We start from the raw sequence: 25,448 nt of genomic DNA, 5'->3' as shown, positions 1-25,448 counted from the left end.
GGGCCACCGAGTAGGCCAGCACGCCGTACAACCCGACCGCCGCCAGCAACGTGGCCAAGAGGGCGAACGCCGCCGACAGCGTGCTGATCAGCCGGTCGAGGAACACGTTCTCCTTCACCTGCTGCGTCATCGTCTTGAGCTGCTCGACCGGGAGATTCGGATCCAGCGACTTCACCACCCGCGGAATCTCGGCGAGCAGCTGCTGCGTGCTGCGCGACGTGCGTACATAGAAATACGAGTATCCCAAACTCGAATCCTGCAGCGTCGGCTCGAAGAACACCGGCGGGATCTCCTGCTTGACTTCACTGTACTTCGCGTCGCGGATGAGTCCGATGATCTGCATGTTCAGCGTGTCGCCGCCATCGGACATCCGCTTGCCCACGGCGTCGGCGCCTAACCCGAACTTCCTCGCGAACGCCTGGTTCACGATTGCCACTTTCGGCGTTCCCAGTTCGTCGGACTCGGTGAACTCCCGTCCGCTCACGAGCGGGATGCCGACGGTCTTGAAATAACCGGGTCCGACTTCGTTGTACCGCGAATTCGCATCGGTGTCCGGTCCCTTCTTGAATCCTTCGACCGAGACGTCCTGCCCCCAGTTGTTGCCGGCCAGAAGCGGAACCAGGGCCTGGGTCACGTTCGTCACGCCGGGCAGCGCCGCCAGCTTCTCGTTCAGCCGGGCGAACAGCTGTCGCGAATGCGCATGGTCATAGCCGTTCAGCTCCGGCTCGATCGAGAACGTCGCCATGCTGTCGACCCGAATGCCGAGATCGACCTGGCTCACGTTGCGCAGGCTCTTCACGAACAGGCCCGCCGAAATGAGCAGCGCCATCGACAGCGCGATCTGCGCCGTGACCAACGACGTCCGGAAGCGCGCCGCCGAGCGCGCGCCGGAGTGCTTCCCCGTCCCGGCTCGGATGGTCGAGGCCAGATCGGGACGCGTGCTGTGCAGCGCCGGGAACAGGCCGAACAACACGCCGGTGGCGAGCGACAGGATCGCGGTAAACAAAATCGCCGAACCGTGCAGCCCGAAATGCAGCGTGCCGGCGGTATCGCTCGGCAAGAGACTCGCGATCAGGTGCAGCGTCCAGTACGCGATGAGCAGGCTCACCGCGCCGCCGATCAGCGCGAGCAGACACGACTCCATGAGCAGCTGGCGCAGGAGCTGCCATCGCGTCGCGCCTAACGACAGGCGCACCGCCATCTCGAGCGAGCGGCCCGCGCCGCGCGCGAGCAGCAGGTTCGCAATGTTGGCGCACGCAATGAGCAGCACGATGCCCGTCGTCGCCAGGAGCAGCGTCAGCGGCGTCTTCGTTTCCTTGTGCATCGAGCTCTGGCCGCGCCGGCCATCGGTGACCGTCAATACTTTCGCCTTGAACCGCCGCATCGTCGCATCGCTCATGCCCTTCTGCAGCGGCGCTTCGATGTCGGTGATGATCGGGTGGAACACGGCGTTGGCCATCACTTGCGCCCGCTCGATCGACACGCCGGGCGCCAGCCGCGCGAACACGTACACCCAGTACGCCCGCCGGTTAGTCATCGCATCGTTCCAGCCCTGCATCATCTGCATGCGCATCGTGATCGGCACGTACACCTTCGGCTCGACCCCGAGCGTCGTGCCCGTGAACCCATCGGGCGCCACCCCGATGATCGTCATCGAGTGCCCGTTGACCACGATCTGCTGGCCGACGACGTGCGGATCGGAGCCGAGGTCGTTCACCCAGTACTCGTGGCTGAGGACCGCGACATAATTCTGGCCGATCACGCGGTCGTCGTCGTATCCGATCAACCGGCCGAGAGCCGGCTTCAGGCCTAACGTTGGGAAGTATGACCCCGAGACCAACATGCCATCGCCGCTGATGGTCTGCCGGTGGTACGCGACGTTGACGCCGAATGCGCGGTGCGCGACGACGGCGCTGAATCCGGGATGCGCCTTCTCGAGATCGCGAAACATCGGATAGCTGAACACGACGTCGCAATTTCCAGCCTGATTGCACGAGTTCGATCCCGGTGCGGGGCCAGTCATGGCGAGGTTCACCAACCGGCCGGGGTCGCGCACCGGCAGCGGCGCCAGCAGCATCTCGTTGAACATCGAGTAAATCGCCGCGTTCGCTCCGATGCCGAGCGCCAACGACAGCAGGGCAACGAAGGTGACGAACGGCGACTTGACGAGCGTGCGGAAGGCGAGCTTCAAGTTGGCCATGACGAGTTCCTCGGAATACGCGGTCGCTCCGCGTCGCCTGCCTGAGACATCCGGTCGGCCCGGATGGTTTACAGCACGCGGCCGGCGAGGACACTTGCCCTCGCCGGCCGCGTCACACCATCCATTACGCTGCGATCAGTATCCAGGATTCTGCGTCAGTCCCGGCGTCACATCGATTTCCCGCTGCGGTATCGGATACAGCGCCTGCTGCGCCGGGATGCCGAGCACGGTGGTCGCCAACCCGAGCCGTACCAGGTCCGGCCAGCGATCGCCCTCGAACGCCAGCTCCTTTCGACGCTCGTCGATGATCGTGTCGATCATGTCCGTTTGCGACAACGAGCCGACCGGAGCGAGGCCCGCGCGCGCGCGAATCAGGTTCACCTTCACGCGCGCCGTGTCCAGGCTTCCGACCCGCGCCTCGGCCTCGGCGCGAATCAGGAGCACCTCGGCGAAGCGGATCACGTGCGGATACTCGGTGCCTTGCACGGACCGGAACTTCGTTCCCTCCTGGTTATCGTCCTCGATGGAGACGGACCACTGGCCGCGCTTATCCACGGGATCGTAGTTCGCCACGTCGTCGCTGGGATCGAACGACGGATCGAAGTCGTGCATGAGCTCCGGCGTTGGCGCGACCTCGTAGCGGCCGTCGAAGAGGTAGTAGTACGACAGGTTGTTGAACTGCTGCGCCGTGAAGACGATGCGGAAGATGTCTTCGGGCGTCGGCGACCCGTCCTCGGCGAAGAGGTCGGAGAAGTTAGGCGCGAGCGAGTACTGGCCAAGGTCCTCGACCGCTTTCGCCGCCGCCGCGGCCGCAGGGTAATCGCCCTCGTAGAGCAGGACGCGCGCGCGCAGGGCCATCACAGCGCCTAACGACGCTTGCGTGGTCTGCGTGGGGTTGGAGATGAACGTCTGCGCCGAGTCGAGATCCTTGAGGATCTGCGTGTACGTGTCGGCGACCGTCGCCCGCGTCGATCCGACCGGGTCGTTGATCGACGTCGCCGGCGTGAGCCGGAGCGGCACGCCGCCGAACAGCTTCACCAGGTTGTGGTAGTTCAGCGCGCGCAGGAAATATGCCTCGCCGATGATCTCGTGCATCTCGTCGGGATCGAGATCGGGCACCTGTGGCACCTTGGCGATGATCTCGTTGACCCGGTTGATGTCATCGTAGATCGCGATCCAGATGCCGGCGATCGTTTCGTTGTCGGCGCGCAACTCGTTGAGATCCGCGTCGCCGAACGACGTCAGCGTACCGGTGTGCTCGCTGTTGTCCGAGGACAGGTCGAGCAGGATGGGAAAATCTTCGCCGTAATACGACAGGTTCTGCAGCCCGCCGTAGGCGCCGAACAACGCCGCGCGGGCGCCCACGGCGTCCGTGATCGCCGTCGATTCGGGAATCGATCCCGCCGGCTTGAGGTCGAGCGGGTTGCTGCACGCGGCCGCCGCCGTGATGAGCGCGGCCGCCAGGAAGAATCGGGTTCTCATGTGTGATCTCATCCTCATGCGAAAGGCCCGGATGCCTGGAAGCCGGTTCACCAGTTGGTGGACAAGCCGATGGAGAACGTCCGCGCGCGCGGGTAGGCGTAGTAGTCGGTGCCTAACGCAATGTTGGACGTCGAGCCGTTGCTGTTCACGTCGGGATCGTAGCCCGTGTACTTCGTGAAATTGTGGAGGTTGTGGCCCGACACGTAGAGCGTCGTGTTCTGCAGCGAGCGCACCGGCATCAGGTTGTCGGGGATGTGCCAGCTCAACGTGACCTCCGAGATGCGGAGATACGAACCGTCTTCGATGAAGCGGTCCGAGATCTCGCGGGCGCCGGACGTGCCGTCGAAGCTCGCCCGCGGCTCGTTCGTGATCTGCCCCGGGTGCGTCCACGCGTTGAGCGCGTACGTAAACTTGTTGTCGTAGTTGTAACCGCCGTCGTCGGCGAAGATGCGCATCAGGTTGAACACCTTGGCGCCGTAGCTGAACTCGAGAAACCCGGCTAACGAGAAGCCTTTCCACGACCACGTGTTGCGCAATCCGCCGAAAAACTTGGGCTGCGGGTTGCCGGCGTCGACACGATCATCCGATGTGATCTCGCCATCGCCGTTCACATCCGCGTAGATCGCATCGCCCGTCTGCGGATTCACGCCCTTGAAGTGCAGCACGTAGAACTCGCCGATCGGCTCGCCCACGGCCACGCGGCTGATGGGCCGGAAGTTGTCGCCATCGCCGAACGGCTGATTCTGGAACAGCGCCGTCACCTCGTTGTGGTTGAACGAGATGTTGAAATCGGTGTTCCACGAGAATCCGTTCTTGTCATCGGAGCGGAAATTCACCGAGCTCAATCCCAGCTCGAATCCGCGGTTCAACACGTTGCCGATGTTGTCCCAGTACGTGGCGAAGCCGGTCGTGGCCGGGATCGGCCGGTTCACCAACAGATTCGACGTCAGCCGGTGATAGTAGTCCGCGATCACCGTTAGGCGGCCGCCGAACGGATACCAGTCGATGCCGCCGTCGAACTCGTGCGTCGATTCCCACTTGAGGTTCGGGTTCGCGAAATTTGTCGGCGCGATGCCCGGATTCTCGCCATAGTTCGACGTCCCATACAACCCGAGATACGCGAAGTCCGAGATCTCCTGATCGCCCGTGAGCCCCTGGTTGCCCGTCACGCCGTAGCTCGCCCGCAGCTTCAGCCTGCCGAACTTCTGATCGAAGTTCCCCATGAACGGTTCCTCGCTGATCACCCAACCGCCGGCGATCGCCGGGAACACGGCGTACCGATTGTTCGGTCCGAAACGCGACGATCCGTCCGTGCGGATGCTGCCGGACAGCAGGTACCGGTCCTTGTACGAGTAATTCGCCCGCGCGAACGCCGACACGAGATTGTTGTTGAACGGCAAGCCATCGAAGCTCGTGATCACCGTTCCGTTTCGCACATAGTGGAACTGATCGCTGCTGAAGCCCTCCGCGCGCACGAAGTTCAGCTGATCGGTGTTGTACTCCACGCTGCCGCCGCCCACGATGTTGAGACTCGCGGCCTCGGCGTTCTCGTGAGTGTAGGTGAGAAATCCTTCGAGCACATACTGGTTGCCGGTGCTGTAGCCGCTCTTGGCGACGCCGCGGGCTTGCGCCGCGTACGTGCCATCGACGAGCGGCGAGTCCCACTCCAGTTCGTTCATCGTCAGGATATCCGCGCCGACCCGTCCCGTGAGCGACAAGCTCGGCATGAAGTGGTAGATGCCCTCGACGTTGCCCAGAAACCGATCGGTGGTGGTGGGCAGGTTGTTCAGCTCGGCGATCGCCACCGGATTCGCGTAGTACAGATTCTGGTCGTTGCCCGCGAACTGGCCGTTAGGCGCACGCACCGGATAGATCGAGGCCTCGCCGATCGCGTTGGTGACGACGCCCGTCAGGCTGTTGTCGCCGGGGATGCGGTGGTCGAGCTCCTTCGAGTAGGCCAGCGACGTCTTGACGGAAAAATCGGGCGTCGCATCGAAGTCGACGTTGGCGCGTCCGGACACGCGGCTGTACGACGACCCGAGCGCGATTCCGGTTTGCCCGAAGTACGAACCGCCGAGATAGTACTTGAGACGATCGCTGCCGCCGCTCAGGCCGAGATGCACGTTGCCGACCGGCGCCGTCCGGAAAATGGCGCGCTGCCAATCGGTGGAATGCGCGTCATCGATCCCCGGCGTGAACGGGTCGCTGTCGCCGTCGTTCTCTGCACCCTGGTTCATGAAGGCGACGTACTGCTTCGCGTTCATGAGGCTCAGGTAGCGCTCGGGCTGCTGCCACCCCGTGTTAGCATCGAACGAGAAGTGCGCAGCGCCCGCGCTGCCGCGCTTGGTCGTGATGAGCACCACGCCATTCGAGGCGCGCGACCCGTAGATGGCCGCCGACGCCGCATCCTTGAGCACCGTGATCGACTCGATTTCGCTCGGATCGAGTCCCGTGACGCCGGTGAGGCCTTGCCCGTTAGGCCCGAGCTGCGAGAAATCGCCCGTCTGCACCGGAACGCCGTCCACGACGTACAGCGGCTGGTTCGACGCCGAGATCGACGCCGCACCGCGGACACGCACCGTGATGCCGTTGCCCGGATCGCCGGCGTTCTGGATCACCTGCACGCCGGGCGCCTTGCCCTGCAGCGCAGCGTCGAGGCCGGCCACCGGTTGGTTCTGCACATCGCTGCCGTTCACGGTCGACACCGCGCCGGTCACGCGCGCGCGATTCTCGGTTCCGTATCCGATTACCATCACCTGCGCCAGCGTGACGGCGACGCCGTGCAGCGCGAAGTTGACTGTGGTCGTGTCGCCGGCGGCGAGCGTGACCTGCCGCTCGGCGGGCGAGAATCCGATGCGCTGCACGCGCACGGTGACCGTCCCGGGCGCGGCATTGACCAGATACGTGCCGCGATCGCTGGTGACGCCGCGCGCCTGGCCGGCCACGGCGATCTGCGCGCCGGTCACTGGCTGGCCCGACACCGAATCGGTGACGGTGCCGCGCACGACCGCGTTCTGCTGCGCTCGGGCGACGGCCGGACGCGCGCCGAACAACGTTAGGCCGAGCAGCAGGGCGACTGCTCGGCTGGGGGTAAAGCGCCTCATCGATGTTCCTCCCCGTGGGAGTGACGGTGAAGCTGCGGGCCCGATGAGGTCCCGCCGCCTAACGAAGGGAGCGCCGCAGGTCAGGACGTTGGAAGCGTTGCGCGTCCGGTCCGCGGGTCGTACGTGCTGCCGGCGGGCAGCAGAGAGAGATGAACGCCGGACGCGCCGAGGCGCGGGGCCGCCGAGCCCGTCACGCGCGCGTCCCGCGCGTCGAGCACGATGGCCGCACTCCGGCCGAGCACCGTCCACTTCCCGTCGGGATCGACGCGCACCGCCGTGCCCTCATCGATGCCCACGCCTAACAGTGATGGCCGTTCCAGCACCACCTCGAGAAGCCGGTTCGCGCGCTCGCGGCGGATGAAATGCATGTCCACGATCGCGTTGCGGATGAACCCGAAGCCCGGCTTGATCTGGATCGCGCCGCGCGCGATGTTCGGGAACTCGTCCCCGTAGTAGCCCACGCTGTCCGCGTCGGGCCGCTTCTGGTTGCCGGTGATCATCGAGTCGCTGAGCACCGCCGCGCCCGCCGATGTCCCGCCCACCACGGCGCCGGCCTCGTAGCGCGCCAGCATCGCACGCAACGCCGCCGTCCCGACTAACGAATCGGCCAGCTTGACCTGGTCGCCGCCGCCAAACCAGATGCCGGTGGCCGTGCCGATCAATTTCACGATCGAATCGCTCTGCGCTTCAGCGCGCGAGACGTCGATCACGAACGCCTGCGCGCCATAGCCGCGCAGCTCGTCCACCTTTTCCTTCCCGGCCTCCGCCGACTCTTCGGTTGCCGTCGGCACGACCGCAATGCGGGCGCGCGTTCCCCCGGCCAGATCAACGAACGCCTGCACCAGCTCCTTCGGCTGTTCGCCGCCGCCCACGATGAAGAGCGTTCCCTTGGGCGATGGTGCGCTCCCGATCCCCGATGACGGAACGGCGCCGGCAGCCGCATGTGCCCACGCAGCGACCGCGACGCCGAGCAAAATGATGGATGTGCGACGTGCGATGCGGCGGACAGCGTATTCAGGCATGAGACCTCGTCGTGAGGGAGAACGCGAGACAGGAGGGCCGAGCGTCTAACGGGCGGAGCCATGCCGACGCCGACGAGGGCGCCCGCCCCGATGCGCGATCGCGGCGAGCCTCGGCCGTTCGCGCGGAAGCATCGAGCGCAACAGTGATCGGTTGTGACGAGCTCGTCAAGTCCACCGCGCCAATCTATTCGCTCACCCCGTCTCGAATGTCACCGGCACGACATCAGCGACCGAGTTGGTACTGTGCTGTACCGCGTGGTAAGATCACGCCGGGCGACGCCGTCTATTCTGGCCGCGACCGCCCGACCCACGGTTTGGAGGAGAAGGAATGCGGAGACTTGGAGTGGCAGTGAGTGCGGGGCTGGTCATCGGGACGGCAATCATCACCCTGGCCGCGCCGCCGGCGCGCTCGAGCGAGCTCGGCGCACGCATGCGTTCAGTCCCTCGCACACACGCGCCGGTGCACCTCGTCGTCGGTCCGAAGTACAACTCGGCGCGCTACTTCGTGCGCGAGCAGCTGGCGAGCATCAATTTCCCGAGCGACGCCGTCGGCGTCACGGATGGCGTTTCCGGCGGCATCTCGGTCGACGACCAAGGACAGATCGGGTCCGACTCGAAGTTCGTCGTCGACATTACGAAGCTGAAGAGCGACCGGTCGATGCGCGATGGCTACATCCAACACCGCACGCTGCAGACCGATCAATATCCCACGGTGACGCTGGTGCCGAAGCAGTTTCAGGGTCTGCCGTCGCCCATTCCGGATACCGGCAAGGTGACGTTCACGTTGCTTGGCGATCTCACCGTGCGCGGCGTGACGCGGCCCACGAGCTGGGCGGTGACGGCATACTTGCGAAACGGCGAAGTGCGCGGCACGGCATCCACCGGCTTCACGTTCGACGACTTCAAGCTCGACAAGCCCAGGGTCGGCTCGGTGCTGAGCGTGGCGGACAGCATCCACCTGGTGTACGATTTCGATCTGGTCCCGGCGTCGGGGTCCTGACCGCGGAGGCGCGCCGGGCGCCGCCGCCTAACGAAAGACACGTCATGATGCTCGCACGCTGGGCCGCCGCGGGACTGATGCTCGCCGCGGCAGCTTCCGTTCGTGTTCGCGCGCAAGGGGCGCGGCCGACGCTGTCGCCCGCGGTCCGGGAAGTCGTCGCGATCGACACCAACATCGTCGCCCTCACGCACGTGCGCGTGATCGACGGCACGGGTGCGCCGGCGCGCGCCGACCAGACGGTAATCGTGCGCGACGGACGCATCACGCAGATCGGCGCGGCAGCCGCCGTTGCCGTGCCGTCCGGCGCGCGCGTCCTGGATCTCACCGGCAAATCGGTGATCCCCGGACTGGTGATGGTGCACGAGCACCTGTTCTATCCCACCGGCCCCGGCGTCTACGGAAACGTCGCCGAGAGCTTCGTGCGCCTCTATCTCGCCGGCGGTGTGACGTCGATGCGTACCGGCGGCAACATGAACGGCTACGGCGACATCGGGCTCGCGCGCTCGATCGCGCGCGGTGAGAAGCCGGGACCGTGGATCGACGCCACGGCGCCGTATCTCGAGGGGCCTGGGTTAGGCCTCGATCAGATACACGAGCTCACCGGACCGGACGATGCGCGCCGCATGGTCGACTTCTGGGCCGACGCCGGCGCGACGTCCTTCAAGGTGTACATGCACATCACCCGCGCCGAGCTCGGTGCGGCGGTCGCCGAAGCGCATCGGCGCGGACTGAAGGTGACCGGCCACTTGTGCTCGGTCACATACCGCGAAGCGGCTTCGTTAGGCATCGACAACCTGGAGCACGGATTCTTCGTGTCCACGGATTTCGTGCCGAACAAGCAACCGGATGTCTGCCCGGGGCAGAACACGGGACTCGCGACCATCGCTACCCTCACCCCGGACTCGGCGCGCGTACGCGACCTCATCAAGTTTCTCGTGGACCATCACGTCGCGATCACGAGCACGCTCACGGTGTTCGAAACGTTCACGCCGGGCCGGCCCATGCCGCGCGGGCTCGACGTGCTCGACCCGATCCTGCGGGAGCAGTTCGAACAGCGCTACGCCGCGACGCAGCGCGACACGACGCGGCGCTTCGAGGCGATCTTTGCGCACGCACGCGCCCTCGAAGTCGCATTCATGCGCGCGGGCGGACTGCTGCTGTCGGGCACTGACCCGACCGGCGGTGGCGGCGTCGTCCCCGGGTTCTCGAACCAGCGCGAGCTCGAACTGCTCGTCGAAAGCGGTTTGACGCCACTGGAGGCGATCAAGGTTGGCACGTTGAACGGCGCCACCTACCTCGGCCGCGCTAAAGACGTCGGTTCGATCGCCCGGGGCAAGCAGGCGGACCTCCTCGTGATCGATGGAGACCCGTCGACGAATATCGCCGACGTCGAGCACGTCGAGATGGTGTTCCGCGACGGCATCGGATACGATCCGCAAAAACTCATCGCGTCCGTGAAGGGAAAAGTCGGGCTGTTCTAACCCTGACGGCCCGTAGTTCACGGTCGATCGGCTGATGACGCCCAACTCGCTGGATTGGTCCTGGGCGCGCGTGACGCCGGCGGAGCTTCCCACGTCAACACCTTGTCGCTATGTTACAGCGTAGTCGAATGTTGCATTAATCACCCTCAAGCCCCTTGTACCACTGAGTCGCACCCGCCCATCCGCGCGCAGACGCCGCAGTCCCGCGCGAGCACACCAGCAGCACACCTCGCTGCCAACAAGTCGTACCGCTTACACGAACACGCGTCAGTGGCTGCTCGATCGCCACGGTGCCGTATGTACGTACTGCGAACGACGCGTTCATCCCGATGCGATCACGCTCGATCACGTGACGCCACGCCGCGGCCAGACTGCCTATGATCGCCGCGACAACCTCGTTCTCGCCTGTCCTGACTGCAATGCGCAGAAGGCAGACAAGCCGATCCTCGCGTTCCTCCTCGCACGCCGCGATCGCGCGGTGAACCTGCTCCGCTTTGGCGAGCACCTCAGTCCCATGCTGCTCGACCTTGCCCGGCAGATCGCCGGACCCGAAGGTGTTGCGCGCGCCGAGCGGTTGTCCGACCCGGACTATCCGTACAAGGACTGAAGCGCGCTCCTCAGGGCCGCGACAAAGCCGGACACAACGGGCACAGCCCGGATAACAAGCAAAGACTTTCTTTTGTCCTGTCGTGTCCATCGTGTCCGCGCCGTGTCCGCGTCTTCATGAGCGTATCACTCTGCTCGGCCGGGCCCAGCCTCACGATCCAAGGGTCATAACCTTCGCTGCACCTTGCCCTTGTTTCCCGGAAATTTCCGAAGAACCGGAAAAAGAAGGATCCGATCGGAAACCATCCGACCGGTTTCTCTCGTAGTATTGAGAAAGCCCATCGGACTCCGACATGATTGCCGCCATACTCCGCCTGATCGCCCTGCGACCGCTACTCGGCCTCGCCATCCTTGGCTTCCCGATCCTGCTGCTGGTGGTCGTCGGACTCATCACGATTCTGGCCTTCAAGTTCCTCGTTTTCATCGTGCTGCCGATCGTGGCGGTCGTGTGGCTCGTCCGCATGTTCAAGCGGTCGTCGTGCAGGCATGACACTGGACCTGACGGTGAAACCGATGCCGGGCCGGATGCAGCATTGTGATTGAAGGGTTGCGCGACGCGAAGGCGAAGGTGTGAAGCTCGCACGCATTCAACGGCTGGAACGGTTCGCGGTCGGTTCACTCCTGGCGAGCGTCGCGCTCATCGCGGCGGACCGCATCCGCCACCCTCGCGGCCTGTTCTTCCTCGTGCCGTTGCCGCGTCACCGAACCGGCGCCTTGCAGCCGCTGTGGTTCGTGTTTCGCACCCGGCCTGCATTGTCCATTGGAGTCGTGCTGCTCGTGGCAGGACTCTGCACCGCGTTGGTCGCAGCGTGCGCGGAGATCGGCTCCGCTCTCACGCCGCAAGAGAGCGATCGTTAGCAGCGATCGAACGGAGAGATCGATGGAGCGCTGGCAGGACCGCCTCGCGCGGTCGCTCTACGGCTCGGTTTCGCGCACCCGCACGCTGCGCGGCGTCACGGTCGACGTCGTAAACACACGGCCTGACATCGACACCGAGCACATCTTCGCCCGCCTGGACGACGCGCTGGGCATCATCGAGCGACACCAGCCGTGGTATTTCCGACACCTGGTGCGCGACTTCGCGCGCATTGCGGTGAGGCGCTATCCTTGTCGCGGTGCGTACTTCCCCGACGAACGCACGTGTCTCGTCGAGCTGACGTTCAGCGTGAATCCCGAATTTTCGACGTCCCAGATCGCGTCCACCATCGTGCACGAGGCCATGCACGCGCGATTGGACCGGCGCGGCGTGGCGTTCACGCGCGAAATTGCCGCGCGCCACGAGCGGTTCTGCCGCCGCGCCGAAGTCGAGTTAGGCATGTCGGTGCCCGATGGTGAGCCGATCGTCGAACGGGCGCTCGCGTCTCTCGCCGCCAGCGACGAAGACGTAGCGCCCGTGATCGATTGGAACGTCGCCAGCCGGCGCGTGGCGCAAGCGGATCTCGACGCGCTCAACGCCCCGCATTGGCTGAAAAAGACGCTCGCGCGACGCGCCGGACTCGATCCCGGCGCGACCCAGGACTAGCGAGCGGGAGCCCCGCCCTCCTGTGGCGCGGCAGCGGTATTCCGGTTGCGGTGCGCCCAGTGCTGCCGCGGCTGCGCCGGCTGAGACCGCTTGAACAGCAAGTCCGCGTAGTAGGTCGCGATGCGCGTCCTCACCGACTCCTGCGTGTCGCTGGACTTGGCTTGAAACGGCGCGTACCGGTTGGCGTCGCCGGACACCTGGAACCACCACCACGATTCTGTTCTGGTGCTGGTCGGTGCCTCGACCCTGCAGCTGAACGTCCGGCCATTATCTGCGAAGTCGAACGCTTTCAGCATGGGATCTCCAATCGGGTTGAACCGTAATCTACCATCGCGGACCGCCCGGTGCCTACCTTCCTCGTGTAACGACCGGCGCGCCGGCGCCGGCACCGCTTTCCGAGGAGAGCCCAGTGCGATACGACTTTCTCGTCGAGACGTATAAGACCGAGCGCATCAAGACGTTGAGCGTCTGGTCGCAGATTCCGGACGCACGCATGTCCTTTCGCCCGGAACCCCGTGCCCGGACGCCGCTCGAGCACATGGTCCACCAGTGCGTGAGCGAGGACACCTGGATGCGGACGATGCTCGGCATCACCGTCCCGTTGCCGATGCTGCCCCCGCTGGAGAGCCGGCTGTCCTTTCTCGAACACTACGCCGCCGCGTCCGCCGTGCGCCTAACAGAACTCGAGCGTAAGCCGGACGAGTGGTTCGAGGCGACCACCACGTTCTTCGACACACAGCGGTCGCGCGCCTGGGTGCTCACACGCCGCCTCACTCATTCCTCGCACCACCGCGGACAGCTCACCGTTTACCTTCGACTCTGGGGACAGCCGCTCTACTCGACGTACGGTCCCAGTGCCGACACGGGCGGCCTGTTCCAGAACAACGCGGCCGTCATCTATCGCTATCGGACCATCGGGCACCTGCTGCAAGCGGAGGCTGCGGGCGGCGAGTTCCCTGCGCTGCCCGGTCCCGGCCAACAGGCACCCACCGAGCGCCCAGACAGTTAGCACGCCCGGCGCCGGCGCATGACTGACCGGTACCGGACTTGCTGAACTGATGGTGTGTCGACTCGAGCGGAGGCCCAGGTGGCGACGATCTGGAAAGGCACGCTCAGCATCGGATTGGTGACGGTCCCCGTCGAGCTCAAACGCGCGATTCGCGACAACGACCGCATCCAGTTTCACATGCTTCACGACGACGACATGGCGCCGATCCATTATCAACGGGTCTGCACCGCCGACGGCACCGAAGTGCCCTGGAATGACGTCGTCAAAGGCTACGAATACCGCAAGGGCAAGTTCATCGTGCTGACCAACGAGGACTTCAAGACCGCCGCGCTGTCCGCATCGTCCACGGTCGCCGTCCGCGAATTCGTGCCCGAGTCGTCGATCGATCCTCGCTACTTCGAAACGCCCTACTTTCTCATCCCGGGCAAAGGCGGCGAGATGGCCTACGCGGTGATGCGGGAGGCGATCCGGAAGACCCAGACGATTGGGTTAGGCACGATCGTGATCCATCAACGCGAGCACATCGCTGGACTCAAAGCGGTGGGTAACGCCCTCGTGCTCGAGCTGATGCGCTTTGCCGATGAGCTCGTCGACGAGAGCGATTACGCCTTCCCGTCGACAAAAGAGGTGCGTCAGGCCGAGTTGAACATGGCACAGCAACTGATCGACGGTCTCAAGGCGGCGTTTCAACCGGAGCGGTACCGCGATCAGTACCATGCCAACCTGATGAAGATCATCAAGTCGAAGATGAAAGGCACGCACGCATCGCTCGAGGAGCCCGAGACGGCCAAGGGCGACGACAAGGTGATCGACCTGATGCAGCGCCTGCAGCAGAGCCTTGCGGGCGCCGGGAAGCACGGCAGAACCGGCGCACGACGCGGCCGGACCGCGGCGCGCCGCACGCGCACGACGAGAAAGCGCGCCGCGCGGTCGGCCTGACGATGCCGGCGACGCGCAAGAAGACCGCGCGCAAGCGCAGCGTTAGGCAGAAGGCGGCGGCGCGCGGCACCGCCGGCAAGCTCCGCACGTACAGGCGCAAGCGCGACTTCGAGACCACGCCGGAACCCGCTGGCGGCGCGGCACCAGCGCGGATCTCGGGGCCGCGCGCGCTGCAGTTCGTGATCCAGAAGCACGCGGCGAGCCACCTCCACTTCGACTTCCGCCTCGAGCTCGACGGCGTCATGAAAAGCTGGGCCGTGCCCAAGGGCCCGAGCCTCGACCCATCGGTCAAGCGACTCGCCATGCAGGTCGAAGACCACCCGATCGAGTACAACGCGTTCGAGGGCACCATTCCGCAGGGCGAATATGGCGGCGGCACCGTGATGATCTGGGACCGCGGGACCTACACCAGCGATCCGCCTTCGCCTAACCCAGAAGATGCGCTGCGCCGCGCGTACGCCAAGGGCGACCTCAAGTTCGAGCTCGATGGCGAGCGGCTGCACGGGTCGTGGGTGCTCGTCCGCACCAAGCGCGGCTCGCCCGACAAGCCGCAGTGGCTGCTCATCAAGCATCGCGACGACGCCGCACGGCCCGGCGCCGACATCGCGGCCGAGGTCGACACATCCGCCACGACGGGCCGCACCATGGATGAGATCGCGAGCGGCAAACGCGCCCGGCGAGGCCGCAAAACCAGCGGGACGGATCCGCGCGCCGTCTGGCACAGCAACCGCGCGACGGACGTCGACCTTCCGGCGCTCGAACCCATGCTCGCGCGCGTCGGCAGCGAGGTGCCGCAAGACGACGGATGGACCTTCGAGCCCAAATATGATGGCATTCGCGTGCTCGCCTACGCGACCGCCGACCAGGTGCGTCTCATGACGCGCAACGGCCTCGACAAGCGCGCGCAATTTCCAGAGATCGTCGACGCGCTCGAGAAATTGGCCCGTCGCGCACGCCGCCCCCTCGTGCTCGACGGCGAAATCGTCTCGCTCGTGCGCGGCAAGCCCGGCCGCTTCCAGGGACTGCAGTCGCGCGTGCATGTCCAGGGTGCGGCGGACATCGCTCGATTGGTCAAAGACGCGCCGGCCGCCCTCATGGCCTTCGACCTGCTCCTCGATGGCGACGACGTGCTCGTCGGCGAGCCGTGGTCCGAACGTCGCAAGCGTCTCGAGATGCGGCTCCGCAACCGGACCGATGCGCACCTCCGGTTAGGCGACACCGCGCCCGGCGGCGCACGCGAAATGCTGCGCAAAGCCCGCGCGTCGGGCTGGGAAGGCGTCATGGCCAAACGCATGGACGCACCCTACGCGTTGGGCCAGCGTTCGAACGCGTGGCTCAAGCTCAAGCTCGAACGCGAACAGGAATTCGTCGTCGGCGGCTACACCGAGCCGCGCAGGTCGCGGCAGTACCTAGGCGCACTCCTCGTCGGCTACTACGACGGAGACCGGCTCATCTACGCCGGACACGTCGGCGGCGGATTCGACCACCAGTCCCTGCACGACGTGCACGCCCAACTGGTCAAGTTGGGCCGCAAAACGTCGCCGTTCGCCAATCCGCCCAAGCCGAACGAACCGGCGCACTGGGTGCGGCCGCAAGTCGTCGTGGAGGTGAAATTCAACGAGTGGACGGACGACGGCCTGTTGCGCCAACCGGTGTTTCTGGGCACGCGCGACGACAAGGACGCCCGCGACGTGACCCGGGAACCGGCGCCTGGCGTGGAGAAGCTCGAGGAAGAGATGCGGTGACGCGCACGACCGCGGCGCGTCGCTTCCCACAGGACCGCCGGCCTCTAGATTTCAATCACCCGTTCCCCGCTCCCATGGACGACAAGAAAATCCTCGCGCTCGCCCGCAAGAACGCCGCGAAATCGATCGCGCAGAACAAGCCGCGCGCCAAGGCGTACGACGCCACCGTCGAGGCGACGCGTCCCGTTGCGCCCGATGACACCAGCGAAGCAGACCGCATCTTCAAGGAGATGAAGCGCCGCGAGTTCTGATCGCGCGCACTGGCCGCCGTTGTCTTCCGATCTGCTCGTGCTCGTGCACGGGCTCAAGCGCACGCGGGCATCGATGTGGCCGGCGGCGATCGTGGCCCGCCGCCGGGGATACGCCGTGCTCAACTGGGGCTATCCGTCGGCGCGCGCCGGCATCATGGTGCACGCCGAGTCGCTCCGCCGAGTGCTGGACGCGCTCCCGCCGGCTCCCGGAGACGAACGCATCCATTTTCTCACCCACTCGTTGGGCGGCATCATCGTACGCGCGCTGTTGGCGCGCGCCTCGCCGCCGAACGTCGGCCGGGTGGTGATGCTCGGCCCGCCTAACGCAGGAAACGAGATCGCCGAGCGCCTCGGACACACGCGTGCGTTTCGCCGGATCATGGGGCCGGCCGGCGTCGAGCTCGGCACCGGCGCCGACAGCGTGCCGCGACGGTTGCCCGAAGCGACGTTCGAGTTGGGCGTCATCGCCGGCGAGCGGCGCCGCCCCGCGCTCTTCGGCCGCTGGATCGGCACGCCCAACGATGGGCTGGTATCGGTGAGCGCGACACGCCTCGTCGGCATGCGCGACCACCTCGTCGTCCGCGGCGGCCACGCGTTGCTGCCGGCGAATCGGCGCGCGCTCTCGCAGGCGTTCACGTTTCTCGCCACCGGACACTTCGCGCGCGGCCCCGGCGCCTAACGACAAAGCCCGCCGCCGGCCGGCGGCGGGCTCCCGTACTCGTCAGGCCTGCTGTCCGGCGTACGTCACGTCCAGCACCTCGCCGGTCTTGGCGTCCACGTTCACCTTCTCGACGAACGACTTGTTGGCCACGTTCACCTCGAACGTGTACACCTTGTCGCCGTTGCGCATCCCTCCATCGCTTTCCGATTTCACCGTCCCGCCGCCGCACGCCTTGATCGCGATGGTCTTGGCCTGCGATTGGTCCACCGGCCGCGTAAACCCGCTCAGCGCGACCACCGCGCCCGCGCCCACCGTGAGCGCCGCCATCGCCGAGATGATCCTGTTGCCCTGCATGGTCCTGTCCGTCCCGCACTCCGGCCACGTCGCGGCCGCGGGACGAAGAGATGTGAAGTCGAGTCGACGCGCCGTGAGCGCCTTGCGCACTCGCACTGGTGCTGTTCCCGCGACTCTCGGGCTCCTGCCGTTGGTGGGGAAGCCGCCCAGATTCGCTGCGAGAACCGTGCCCCCGATCGCAAATATATTGATGTCCAATATATTTTCGGGTCGCGCGATCGCCGGCCGCGTCACCGCCGCGGCGGCACCGCCCGCGCATACACACCCTTGTACTTGCTTACTTCGCTGCGCTCGCGGTCCAGCTCCGGCACGTGCTCCGGCGCGTAGCCCAATCCGCGAAAGAATTGCTCGCTGTTGCTCACCGCGAACAACGTCGCGAGCTCCCGCCGCTGCGCCAACTCCTCGGCCGTCCGAACCAGCGCGGCGCCGATGCCCTGCCCCTGCGCACCGGGATCCACCGCCAACGAGCGGATCTCTGCCAGACTCGGCGCGTACTCCTCCAGGTGCACGCAGCCCACGACCACCTCGTCGTCAGTCGCGACCAGAAAATCAGCGATGTGCTCGCGAATGAAGTCCAGCGTGCGCGGCAGCAGCGTGCCGTCCGACACATAAAGATCGATCAGCGCCTTGATCGAGGACGCATCCGCGGTTCGAGCGGGACGTACGTTCATGATTTGCTCCGTCGGTGGTGATCAACGATGGCGCCGACCCATCGCGCCGCGTAGATCTTGCGCGCGACGTGCCCGCGTTGTCTGCTTTCTGCTCGCCCGTCTCCATCCCGTGACCGCGTCCCGATCCTCCATGCCATCGCGCTTCCGCGTCGCACTGCTCGGCGCATCGCTCGTCGTTGCCTGCGCTCCATCGATCGCGCACGCCCAACAATTCGATTCGACGATGTTCGCCGGCCTCCAATGGCGCATGATCGGCCCACATCGCGGCGGCCGCACCGTGGCCTCGACGGGCGTCCGCGGACAACCGAACGTGTTCTACGTCGCCGCGACCGATGGCGGCGTCTGGAAGAGCACCGACTACGGCCGTGTGTGGACGCCGATCTTCGATCGGGAACCCGTCGGATCGATCGGCGCGCTGGCTGTGGCGCCATCCGATCCCGCCATCATTTATGTAGGCAGCGGCGAAGGGTTGCAACGGCCCGATCTGTCGATCGGCGACGGGATGTACAAGTCGACGGACGGCGGCCGCACGTGGACCCATCTGGCCGGCCTCCGCGGCGGCCAGCAGACGGCGGCGATTCTGGTGGACCCACGCGATGCCGACCGCCTCTTCGTCGCGGTGCTCGGCCATCCGTACGGGCCTAACGCAGAGCGCGGCGTATATCGCTCGACCGACGGGGGCGCCACCTTCGAACGCGTGCTGTTCAAGGATGAGAACACGGGCGCGGTGGCGCTGGCGTTCGATCCGGCCAACGCGCAGGTGGTGTACGCCGTCCTCTGGGCCGCGCGGCAGGGGCCGTGGGAGTACGACAATGCGTACGCCGGGCAAGGCAGCGGATTGTACAAGTCGGTCGACGGCGGCGCGACGTGGACCCAGCTCTCCACCGGGCTCCCGACGCCGGCGCAGGGCCTCGGCCGCATCGGCATCGCCGTGGCGCCGAGCGATGGCCGGCGGGTGTACGCGATGGTGCAGGCGCCGCCAAAGTTAGGCGGCGTGTACCGCTCCGACGACGCCGGCGCGACGTGGACCCGTGTGAACGGCGAAGAGCGCGTGTACGGCCGCGGCGACGACTTCGCCGAAGTCCAAGTCGATCCGACCAACTCCGATGAGATCTACGTCGCGAATACGTCGACGTACCGCTCGACCGATGGCGGCCACACCTTCACCGCGATCAAGGGCGCGCCCGGCGGCGACGACTACCACCGCATCTGGATCAACCCCGACAACCCGAAGATCATTCTGTTAGGCAGCGACCAGGGCGCGACCATCTCGGTCAACGGCGGCGAGACCTGGAGCTCGTGGTACAACCAGCCCACCGGGCAGATGTTCCATGTCGCCGCGGACAATCGCTTCCCGTATCGCGTGTACGGCGGGCAGCAGGAAAGCGGGTCGGCCGGCGTCTCGAGTCGCGGCAACGACGGCCAGATCACGTTCCGCGATTGGCATCCCGTGGGTGTCGAGGAGTACGGCTACGCCGTTCCCGACCCGCTGCACCCGGGAATCATCTACGGCGGAAAGGTGACGCGCTACGACGAGACCACGGGCCAGGTGCAGGACGTCGGGCCGGTGGTACTGCGCTCCGGTGCGTACCGGTTCGACCGCACGGCGCCGATCATCTTTTCGCCGGCCGATCCGCACGTGCTCTATTTCGCCGCGCAGGTGTTGTTCAAGACGACTAACGGAGGCCGCAGCTGGACGGTGATCAGCCCGGATCTGACGCGTTCCGATCCCGGCGTGCCGGCCAGCCTCGGCGTCTATGCCCAACAGGCGGGGCAGCACCCCCACCGCGGCGTGATCTACTCGATCGCGCCGTCGGCGCGCGACGCGCATCTCATCTGGATCGGCACCGACGACGGTCTGATTCAGGTGACGCGCGATGGCGGCGCGCATTGGCGCAATGTCACGCCGCCGGGCATGGAAGCGTGGAGCAAGGTCACGCAGATCGACGCCTCGCACTTCGACAGCGCATCGGCGTACGCGTCGGTGTCGCGGCTTCGGGTGGACGACCTGCATCCCTACATCTATCGCACGCACGACGGCGGGAAGACGTGGCACGCCATCACCACGGGCATTCCGGACGACGAGCCGGTGAACGTCGTGCGCGAGGATCCGCTGCGGCGCGGCCTCCTGTACGCCGGGACGGAGCACGCCGTTTACGTCTCCTTCGACGATGGCGCGCACTGGCAGTCGCTGCGGTTAGGCATGCCGGCGACCTCCATTCGCGACCTCATCGTGCACGACAACGATCTCGTCATCGCCACGCACGGCCGGTCGTTCTGGATCCTCGACGACATCGCGCGCCTGAGACAGCTCGATGCCCGCGTGGCCGCATCGCCCGCGTTCCTCTTCACGCCGGCGCCAGCCTATCGCGTGCGGCGGGATGCGAACACCGACACGCCCTTGCCGCCGGAGGAGCCCGCGGGCAGGAATCCGCCCGACGGCGCGATCATCGACTACTGGATCGGCCAGGGCTCATCGCCTAACGCAGTGACGCTCGAGATACTCGATGCGCACGGCGCGCTGGTGCGGCGGTTCTCGAGCGCCGATGTCGCGCCGCCGCCCGACTCCGAGCTCAACGTGCCCGCCTACTGGGTGAAGCCCTTCCAGCCGTTGTCCGCGGAGCCCGGCATGCATCGCTTCGTGTGGAATCTGCACTATCCGCCGCCGGATGCCTTGCAGCACGACTACCCGATCTCCGCGATCGTGCACGACACCCCGCGCTATCCGTTAGGCCCGACTGTGGTTCCGGGCCGGTACACCGTGCGCCTCGCGGTCGGCGGCCGCACGCTGAGCGAACCGCTGGAGGTGCGCCTGGACCCGCGCGTGGCGACGCCGCCGGCCGGCCTCGCGCACCAGCTCGCGCTCGCCCTGCGCATCACCAGCGCCATGCACCGCGAATACGCGGCGCTGGCGCAGGTGCGCGCGCTGCGCGCGCGGCTGGCGTCGTTGCGGAAGAGCCAGTCGGATACCGCCGGCGTCAAGTCGAGGATGATGTCCGTCGTCGATGACAGCCTCGCCGCGCTCGCCGGCGAGCACCGTGCCGGCTCGCCTAACGGAGACGATCTGGTGCGGCTGAACGGCGACCTGCTGGCGGTGCTCGACGTGCTGGAAAGCGCCGATGCCGATCCGACCACGCAAGCCGCGGCGGCCGTGCCGGAGCTGGAGCGCCGGGTCGACGCCGCAGTCGCTCGGTGGCAGCAGATCAAGACCAAGCAAGTGACCGCGCTCGAGGGCCGGCTCCAGCGCGGTTCGATCCGCCAGCTCAACCTACCGGCGGATACGACGCATCATTGAGCGTCTCGAGCGGCGCGTTTCGCCCGGCGGGCGCGCAGCTCGGGATTCAGGCGGAATAGCGTGGTAGTGTGTCCGATCACCTGCACCACCTCGGCGTGCGCGGCGCCCGCGAGGTCTGTGGCCACGTCGCGCGCCGCGAGGTTCGCGGTCCGGCCAACGTGAACTTTCACCAGCTCCCGCGAGCGAAAGGCGTCCTCGAGCGATTGCACGATCGCGGGCGTGATGCCGCCCGCCCCGACGGAGACCGTCGGATCGAGATGGTTGGCTTCCGCGCGCAGCGCGGCGCGCTCGCGGGAGGAAAGGGCCACCGCGGTCAGCGGCCCGCGGCGGCCGCCGCTTCCTCCACCGCCGCCGGCGCGTCGTCAGTTAGGCCGCGCTCCCGCGCCAGCTGCGCGATCCCTTCGTCGATCGTGCGCGAATGGTGCATCGAGCAGAACTTGGGTCCGCACATCGCGCAGAATTCGGCGCTCTTGAAGTACTCGGCCGGCAGCGTCTCGTCGTGGTACTCTCGCGCCCGCTCCGGATCGAGCGACAGCCGGAACTGCTCGTTCCAGTCGAACGCGTACCGCGCGCGAGACAGCGCATCGTCGCGGTCGCGTGCGCCGGCGCGGCCGCGCGCGATGTCGGCCGCGTGCGCGGCGATCTTGTAGGCGATCACGCCCTGGCGCACGTCCTCGGCGTTGGGCAACCCCAGGTGCTCCTTGGGCGTGACGTAGCAGAGCATGTCGGCGCCGTACCAGCCGATCATCGCCGCGCCGATCGCGCTCGTGATGTGGTCGTACCCGGGCGCGATGTCCGTCACGAGCGGACCGAGCGTGTAGAACGGCGCCTCGAGACAGATCTCCTTCTGCTTGCGCACGTTCATTTCGATCTGGTGCATCGGGATGTGGCCCGGCCCTTCCACCATCACCTGGACGTCGCGCGCCCAGGCGCGCTTGGTCAATTCGCCCAGCGTCTCGAGCTCGGCGAACTGCGCCCGGTCGCTCGCGTCGTGCACCGACCCGGGCCGCAGCGAGTCGCCTAACGAAATCGTGACGTCGTAGGCGCGGAGGATCTCGAGCAGGTCGTCGTACCGCTCGTACAACGGGTTCTGCTTGCGATGGTGCATCATCCACACGGCGTGCAACGAGCCGCCGCGACTCACGATCCCCGTCACGCGGCCGTACACCAGCGGCAGATGCTCGAGCAAGATCCCGGCGTGGATCGTCATGTAGTCCACGCCCTGCTGCGCCTGGTGCTCGATGACGTCGAGCAGATCGTTCGCGGTCAGCTCCTCGAGCTCCTTCCCCATCAGCACGGACTGATAGATGGGCACCGTCCCGATCGGGACGGTCGACGCGCCGATGATCGCCTCGCGCACCAGGTCGATGTCCTTGCCCGTCGACAGATCCATCACGGTGTCTGCGCCGTAGCGCACGGCGAGACGCAGCTTCTCGAGCTCTTCCTCGATCGACGATGTCACGGCGGAATTGCCGATGTTCGCATTGATCTTCACGCCCGCGACCTTCCCGATGGCCATCGGCTCGAGCCTGCCGGCCAGATGCCTAACGTTCGCCGGAATGATCAACCGGCCGCGCGCAACTTCGCTGCGCACGGTCTCGACGTCCAATCCCTCGCGCCGAGCTACCACCCGCATCGCATCGGTGATCTCGCCCTTCCGCGCCGCGGCCATTTGCGTGCTGTACGAACTCATGTCGGTCTCCAGACGTCTGATTTATTGAACTTAGATCGCCGATGAACCGAGGGAAGCGACGCGCGTCGATTCCCTCGGCGTGCGCGCCCTAAAAGTCTTCCCAGGCAAACCCGCTCATCACGTACGTCAGTCGCTTCTTCGCCAGGTCGAGCCGAAGCAGCACCGTTCCGCCCGTCAGCTCCCCTCGCCCGATCGCGGACACGTCGTCGATGCCGTCCCCATCCACGTCGAGCGCGCGAATCGCGTCGTGGACGCGGAAGCGCACGTCGGCCACGCGCAGCGGCACCACCCGGCCGGTCGTGTCGATGAGCACCGCGAATTCGCGCGTGTACCGGTTCACGTCGGCCGCGTAGTTCGCGAACAGCAACACGTGCGCCGCGCCGAAGCATCCGTAAATCTGCGACGAGGTCAGCTTGCGCCCCTTGAGGACGTCGGGCGGCATGTGCGCCGTATCGCCTTGCAGGAGGAGCATGAGCGAATCGCGCACGGCCGCGGCCCGCGCGAGCATCGTCGAATCCACCGGCCCCCGATGCGCACAGCTGTCCACGGTCGGCGCCGCCGCGCTGTCCTCGCGCACCGCCACGGCCACAACCGTCTGCTTCTCGCGCGCCAGACTGTCGACGTTAGGCGGCACCTGGAGCGTGGCCACGATGCGGCCGTGCCACTGATCGAAGCCCGTCACGCTCGCATCGCTCGAGCCCCACGGACCGCGCAGCAGAAAATGGTCGCCCACTTTCACCGGCGAGAGCTGCTCGACCGCCGCACGATACGCCGCCAGACGCGCCTTCCCTTTCAATTTGGCGTCTACGCGCCCGATGTCTAACAGAAGATGCTTCGCCCGAGATGCAGCCACGAACGTCGACTGAAACGTCGCCATGAACGTCATCTGGTTGGCGATCGAGTCGGCGAGCGGCGGCAGTTGTCCAATCTGCTCGATCCCCGCACCGCGGACGCGCGCCGTATCTTCGACGTGCACGGTTGCCGTCGCGTTCTGGCCCGCCGTATCGACGCCCGTGTCGGACGACAGCGTGTCCGCGAACGTCGTGCTGTCGACGGCAACCGAATCGGCCGTCCCATGCACCGGCGGTTTCTTTTCGCCGCCGCCGCACGCGATGAGCAGCACCACCGAGCCCGACAACAGAAGGCGGGAGCACTGGTAGCGAACGCGGATTGAAAAACGGGATGTGCTCAAGACCGCCACAGATGTCCGGCAGAAAGGACAAAAAGAGCGCGCGCTGACGCTCGATTGTCATGGAAAATGCGAGCGGACACCACGAACCTCAACGCCACCGCCCCACTATCCTGAACGGCCGCACCGCCAATGTTGCCACGCCGTCCGATCGAGCGTTAATACGATGCGGACTGCCCGCACTGGCGCGGCACCTGAGCCGTCTACCGCGGCCAGGTTGCTTTGACGCGAGGTTTGGTCGCGGACACCGCTGTCCCGCCTGATGGGGCCGCCGTGACGTGGCCGGTGTGCAATCGCGTGATGCTCCGCCATCCTTCGTGGGTATATCAGGACGTCGAACATCACGCAACGAACACCGCATATGAAGACTGTCGACTGGAGATTCGCCGATGCCGTTTCTTGAGCTCGAAGGCGTTCCCGACCTCGAGGACAACCCGCGCGAGCTGAATGGTGAGCTGATCATAGGCAGCGGCTCGCAAGCTACCTGGCGCCTCACGGGCCGTGATCTCGCAGCGCGTCACTTTCGCGTTCAGACACAACCGGACGGCGCGCGCGTCGTCCCCGCCTCGGCGCAAAACATTGTCGTCCTCAACGACGCCCAGGCGCCGACGGAGGGCGCAACGCTCAGCTCCGGCGACGTGATCGCCGCAGGTTCCGCGCGCTTCGTCTTCCTCCAGGACAAAGATTCGCCGCGCCCCGAAGCGCTCAGCGAGCCGGCAGCATCCTATTTGATCGACTCGTCGTCGCGCCGCGCGTACGCCCTTCGGAAACGCGTCGTCCAGATCGGACGCGAGATCGGCTGCAGCATCGTGCTTAAAGACCCGACCGTCTCGCGCTTCCATTCCGACGTGAAGTCGGAAGGCGGACAGTTCGTGATCTACTCGATGGGCTCCACGGGCACACGCGTCAACGAGGCGCCCGTAAGCACGCCGCGCATGCTCGTCGAGGGAGACCGCATCACCATTGGCGACACCACGTTCACGTTTACGCGCCGTCCTCTGCCCCCGGGCATCAGCCTCGTCCAGTTCGAGGATCACGCCGACGACTCGTTCAGCCGCCGGAACACCGTGCTCCTGGACCGCGTGGTGACCAACGAGTCGCGCAAGTACACGAAAGGCGTAAAGCGCCCGCGCAATCCCCTCGTCCCGTGGCTGATCGGCCTGTGTGCCGTCGTCGTGCTCCTCGTCGCGATCATGGCGCTCAAGCGCTAGGAAAGAGCGGCTA

The 25,448-nt window shown here is 66.2% G+C and carries 23 protein-coding genes; 13 read left to right on the top strand and 10 right to left on the bottom strand.

Annotated elements, in window-relative coordinates; genetic code table 11:
- The 4 genes from VFW04_14510 to VFW04_14495 all read right to left on the bottom strand — a co-directional run.
- On the bottom strand, positions 1-2,200 hold a 2,200-nt coding region (locus tag VFW04_14510; GenBank protein HEX5180546.1), incomplete at its 3' end, for an ABC transporter permease.
- Between the two features lie 135 nt (positions 2,201-2,335).
- On the bottom strand, positions 2,336-3,682 hold the full coding sequence (locus VFW04_14505) for a RagB/SusD family nutrient uptake outer membrane protein (GenBank protein ID HEX5180545.1): 1,347 nt from the start codon (positions 3,680-3,682) through the stop codon (positions 2,336-2,338).
- 47 nt (positions 3,683-3,729) lie between these two features.
- Positions 3,730-6,786, bottom strand: a complete 3,057-nt coding sequence (locus tag VFW04_14500; protein HEX5180544.1) for a TonB-dependent receptor — start codon at positions 6,784-6,786, stop codon at positions 3,730-3,732.
- Between the two features lie 80 nt (positions 6,787-6,866).
- Positions 6,867-7,808, bottom strand: a complete 942-nt coding sequence (locus VFW04_14495) for a cyanophycinase (GenBank protein ID HEX5180543.1) — start codon at positions 7,806-7,808, stop codon at positions 6,867-6,869.
- A gap of 343 nt (positions 7,809-8,151) precedes the next feature.
- On the opposite strand from VFW04_14495, the gene VFW04_14490 reads away from it, so the two are divergent.
- The 6 genes from VFW04_14490 (at position 8,152) to VFW04_14465 (ending at position 12,417) form a co-directional block, all read left to right on the top strand.
- Positions 8,152-8,808, top strand: coding sequence for a YceI family protein (locus tag VFW04_14490; protein HEX5180542.1), 657 nt, complete (start codon positions 8,152-8,154; stop codon positions 8,806-8,808).
- Positions 8,809-8,852: 44 nt separating this feature from the next.
- On the top strand, positions 8,853-10,289 hold the full coding sequence (locus VFW04_14485; protein ID HEX5180541.1) for an amidohydrolase family protein: 1,437 nt from the start codon (positions 8,853-8,855) through the stop codon (positions 10,287-10,289).
- A gap of 139 nt (positions 10,290-10,428) precedes the next feature.
- Positions 10,429-10,896 carry an HNH endonuclease gene (locus VFW04_14480; protein HEX5180540.1) on the top strand — a complete coding sequence of 156 codons (468 nt, stop codon included), beginning with the start codon at positions 10,429-10,431 and terminating at the stop codon, positions 10,894-10,896.
- 292 nt (positions 10,897-11,188) lie between these two features.
- On the top strand, positions 11,189-11,434 hold the full coding sequence (locus tag VFW04_14475; GenBank protein ID HEX5180539.1) for a hypothetical protein: 246 nt from the start codon (positions 11,189-11,191) through the stop codon (positions 11,432-11,434).
- A 31-nt stretch (positions 11,435-11,465) separates the two neighbouring features.
- Complete coding sequence (locus VFW04_14470) at positions 11,466-11,753, top strand: hypothetical protein (GenBank protein ID HEX5180538.1); 288 nt, start codon at positions 11,466-11,468, stop codon at positions 11,751-11,753.
- Between the two features lie 22 nt (positions 11,754-11,775).
- Entirely contained in the window at positions 11,776-12,417 is a 642-nt protein-coding gene (locus VFW04_14465) for a hypothetical protein (GenBank protein HEX5180537.1), read from the top strand.
- Here VFW04_14465 and VFW04_14460 read toward each other — a convergent pair.
- Positions 12,414-12,713, bottom strand: coding sequence for a hypothetical protein (locus VFW04_14460; GenBank protein ID HEX5180536.1), 300 nt, complete (start codon positions 12,711-12,713; stop codon positions 12,414-12,416). The genes VFW04_14465 and VFW04_14460 overlap by 4 nt on opposite strands.
- A gap of 113 nt (positions 12,714-12,826) precedes the next feature.
- Between VFW04_14460 and VFW04_14455 the strand changes: the two genes are divergently transcribed.
- From VFW04_14455 to VFW04_14435, 5 genes are all read left to right on the top strand, one after another.
- Positions 12,827-13,426: a DinB family protein gene (locus VFW04_14455; protein ID HEX5180535.1), complete on the top strand. Its 600-nt coding sequence runs from the start codon at positions 12,827-12,829 to the stop codon at positions 13,424-13,426.
- A 78-nt stretch (positions 13,427-13,504) separates the two neighbouring features.
- Positions 13,505-14,365 (top strand): Ku protein, encoded by an 861-nt coding sequence (locus tag VFW04_14450; protein HEX5180534.1) that lies wholly within the window; start codon positions 13,505-13,507, stop codon positions 14,363-14,365.
- A gap of 2 nt (positions 14,366-14,367) precedes the next feature.
- Positions 14,368-16,110, top strand: a complete 1,743-nt coding sequence (ligD, locus tag VFW04_14445; protein ID HEX5180533.1) for a non-homologous end-joining DNA ligase — start codon at positions 14,368-14,370, stop codon at positions 16,108-16,110.
- Positions 16,107-16,361, top strand: coding sequence for a hypothetical protein (locus VFW04_14440; protein ID HEX5180532.1), 255 nt, complete (start codon positions 16,107-16,109; stop codon positions 16,359-16,361). Before ligD ends, VFW04_14440 begins: the two co-directional genes overlap by 4 nt.
- Positions 16,362-16,380: 19 nt before the next feature.
- Positions 16,381-17,040 carry an alpha/beta fold hydrolase gene (locus tag VFW04_14435; protein ID HEX5180531.1) on the top strand — a complete coding sequence of 220 codons (660 nt, stop codon included), beginning with the start codon at positions 16,381-16,383 and terminating at the stop codon, positions 17,038-17,040.
- 42 nt (positions 17,041-17,082) lie between these two features.
- Here the strand turns inward: VFW04_14435 and VFW04_14430 are convergent, their stop codons facing one another.
- On the bottom strand, positions 17,083-17,472 hold the full coding sequence (locus VFW04_14430) for a PepSY domain-containing protein (protein HEX5180530.1): 390 nt from the start codon (positions 17,470-17,472) through the stop codon (positions 17,083-17,085).
- A gap of 134 nt (positions 17,473-17,606) precedes the next feature.
- Positions 17,607-18,047 carry a GNAT family N-acetyltransferase gene (locus VFW04_14425; protein ID HEX5180529.1) on the bottom strand — a complete coding sequence of 147 codons (441 nt, stop codon included), beginning with the start codon at positions 18,045-18,047 and terminating at the stop codon, positions 17,607-17,609.
- A gap of 130 nt (positions 18,048-18,177) precedes the next feature.
- On the opposite strand from VFW04_14425, the gene VFW04_14420 reads away from it, so the two are divergent.
- Positions 18,178-21,342, top strand: coding sequence for a hypothetical protein (locus VFW04_14420; GenBank protein ID HEX5180528.1), 3,165 nt, complete (start codon positions 18,178-18,180; stop codon positions 21,340-21,342).
- Here the strand turns inward: VFW04_14420 and VFW04_14415 are convergent.
- From VFW04_14415 to VFW04_14405, 3 genes are all read right to left on the bottom strand, one after another.
- Complete coding sequence (locus VFW04_14415) at positions 21,336-21,650, bottom strand: YhbY family RNA-binding protein (protein HEX5180527.1); 315 nt, start codon at positions 21,648-21,650, stop codon at positions 21,336-21,338. The genes VFW04_14420 and VFW04_14415 overlap by 7 nt on opposite strands.
- Before the next feature lie 5 nt (positions 21,651-21,655).
- Positions 21,656-23,035, bottom strand: a complete 1,380-nt coding sequence (gene thiC, locus VFW04_14410; GenBank protein HEX5180526.1) for a phosphomethylpyrimidine synthase ThiC — start codon at positions 23,033-23,035, stop codon at positions 21,656-21,658.
- An 88-nt stretch (positions 23,036-23,123) separates the two neighbouring features.
- Positions 23,124-24,227, bottom strand: a complete 1,104-nt coding sequence (locus tag VFW04_14405; protein HEX5180525.1) for a hypothetical protein — start codon at positions 24,225-24,227, stop codon at positions 23,124-23,126.
- A 386-nt stretch (positions 24,228-24,613) separates the two neighbouring features.
- On the opposite strand from VFW04_14405, the gene VFW04_14400 reads away from it, so the two are divergent.
- Positions 24,614-25,435, top strand: a complete 822-nt coding sequence (locus VFW04_14400) for an FHA domain-containing protein (protein ID HEX5180524.1) — start codon at positions 24,614-24,616, stop codon at positions 25,433-25,435.
- Positions 25,436-25,448: the final 13 nt, after the last annotated feature.

The organism is Gemmatimonadaceae bacterium (genome assembly GCA_036273715.1).
In the GTDB taxonomy this organism is placed as follows: Bacteria; Gemmatimonadota; Gemmatimonadetes; order Gemmatimonadales; family Gemmatimonadaceae; genus JADGGM01.
The sequence above is the reverse complement of the archived record's forward strand: the minus strand, read 5'-3'. Positions and strand labels throughout refer to the sequence as shown.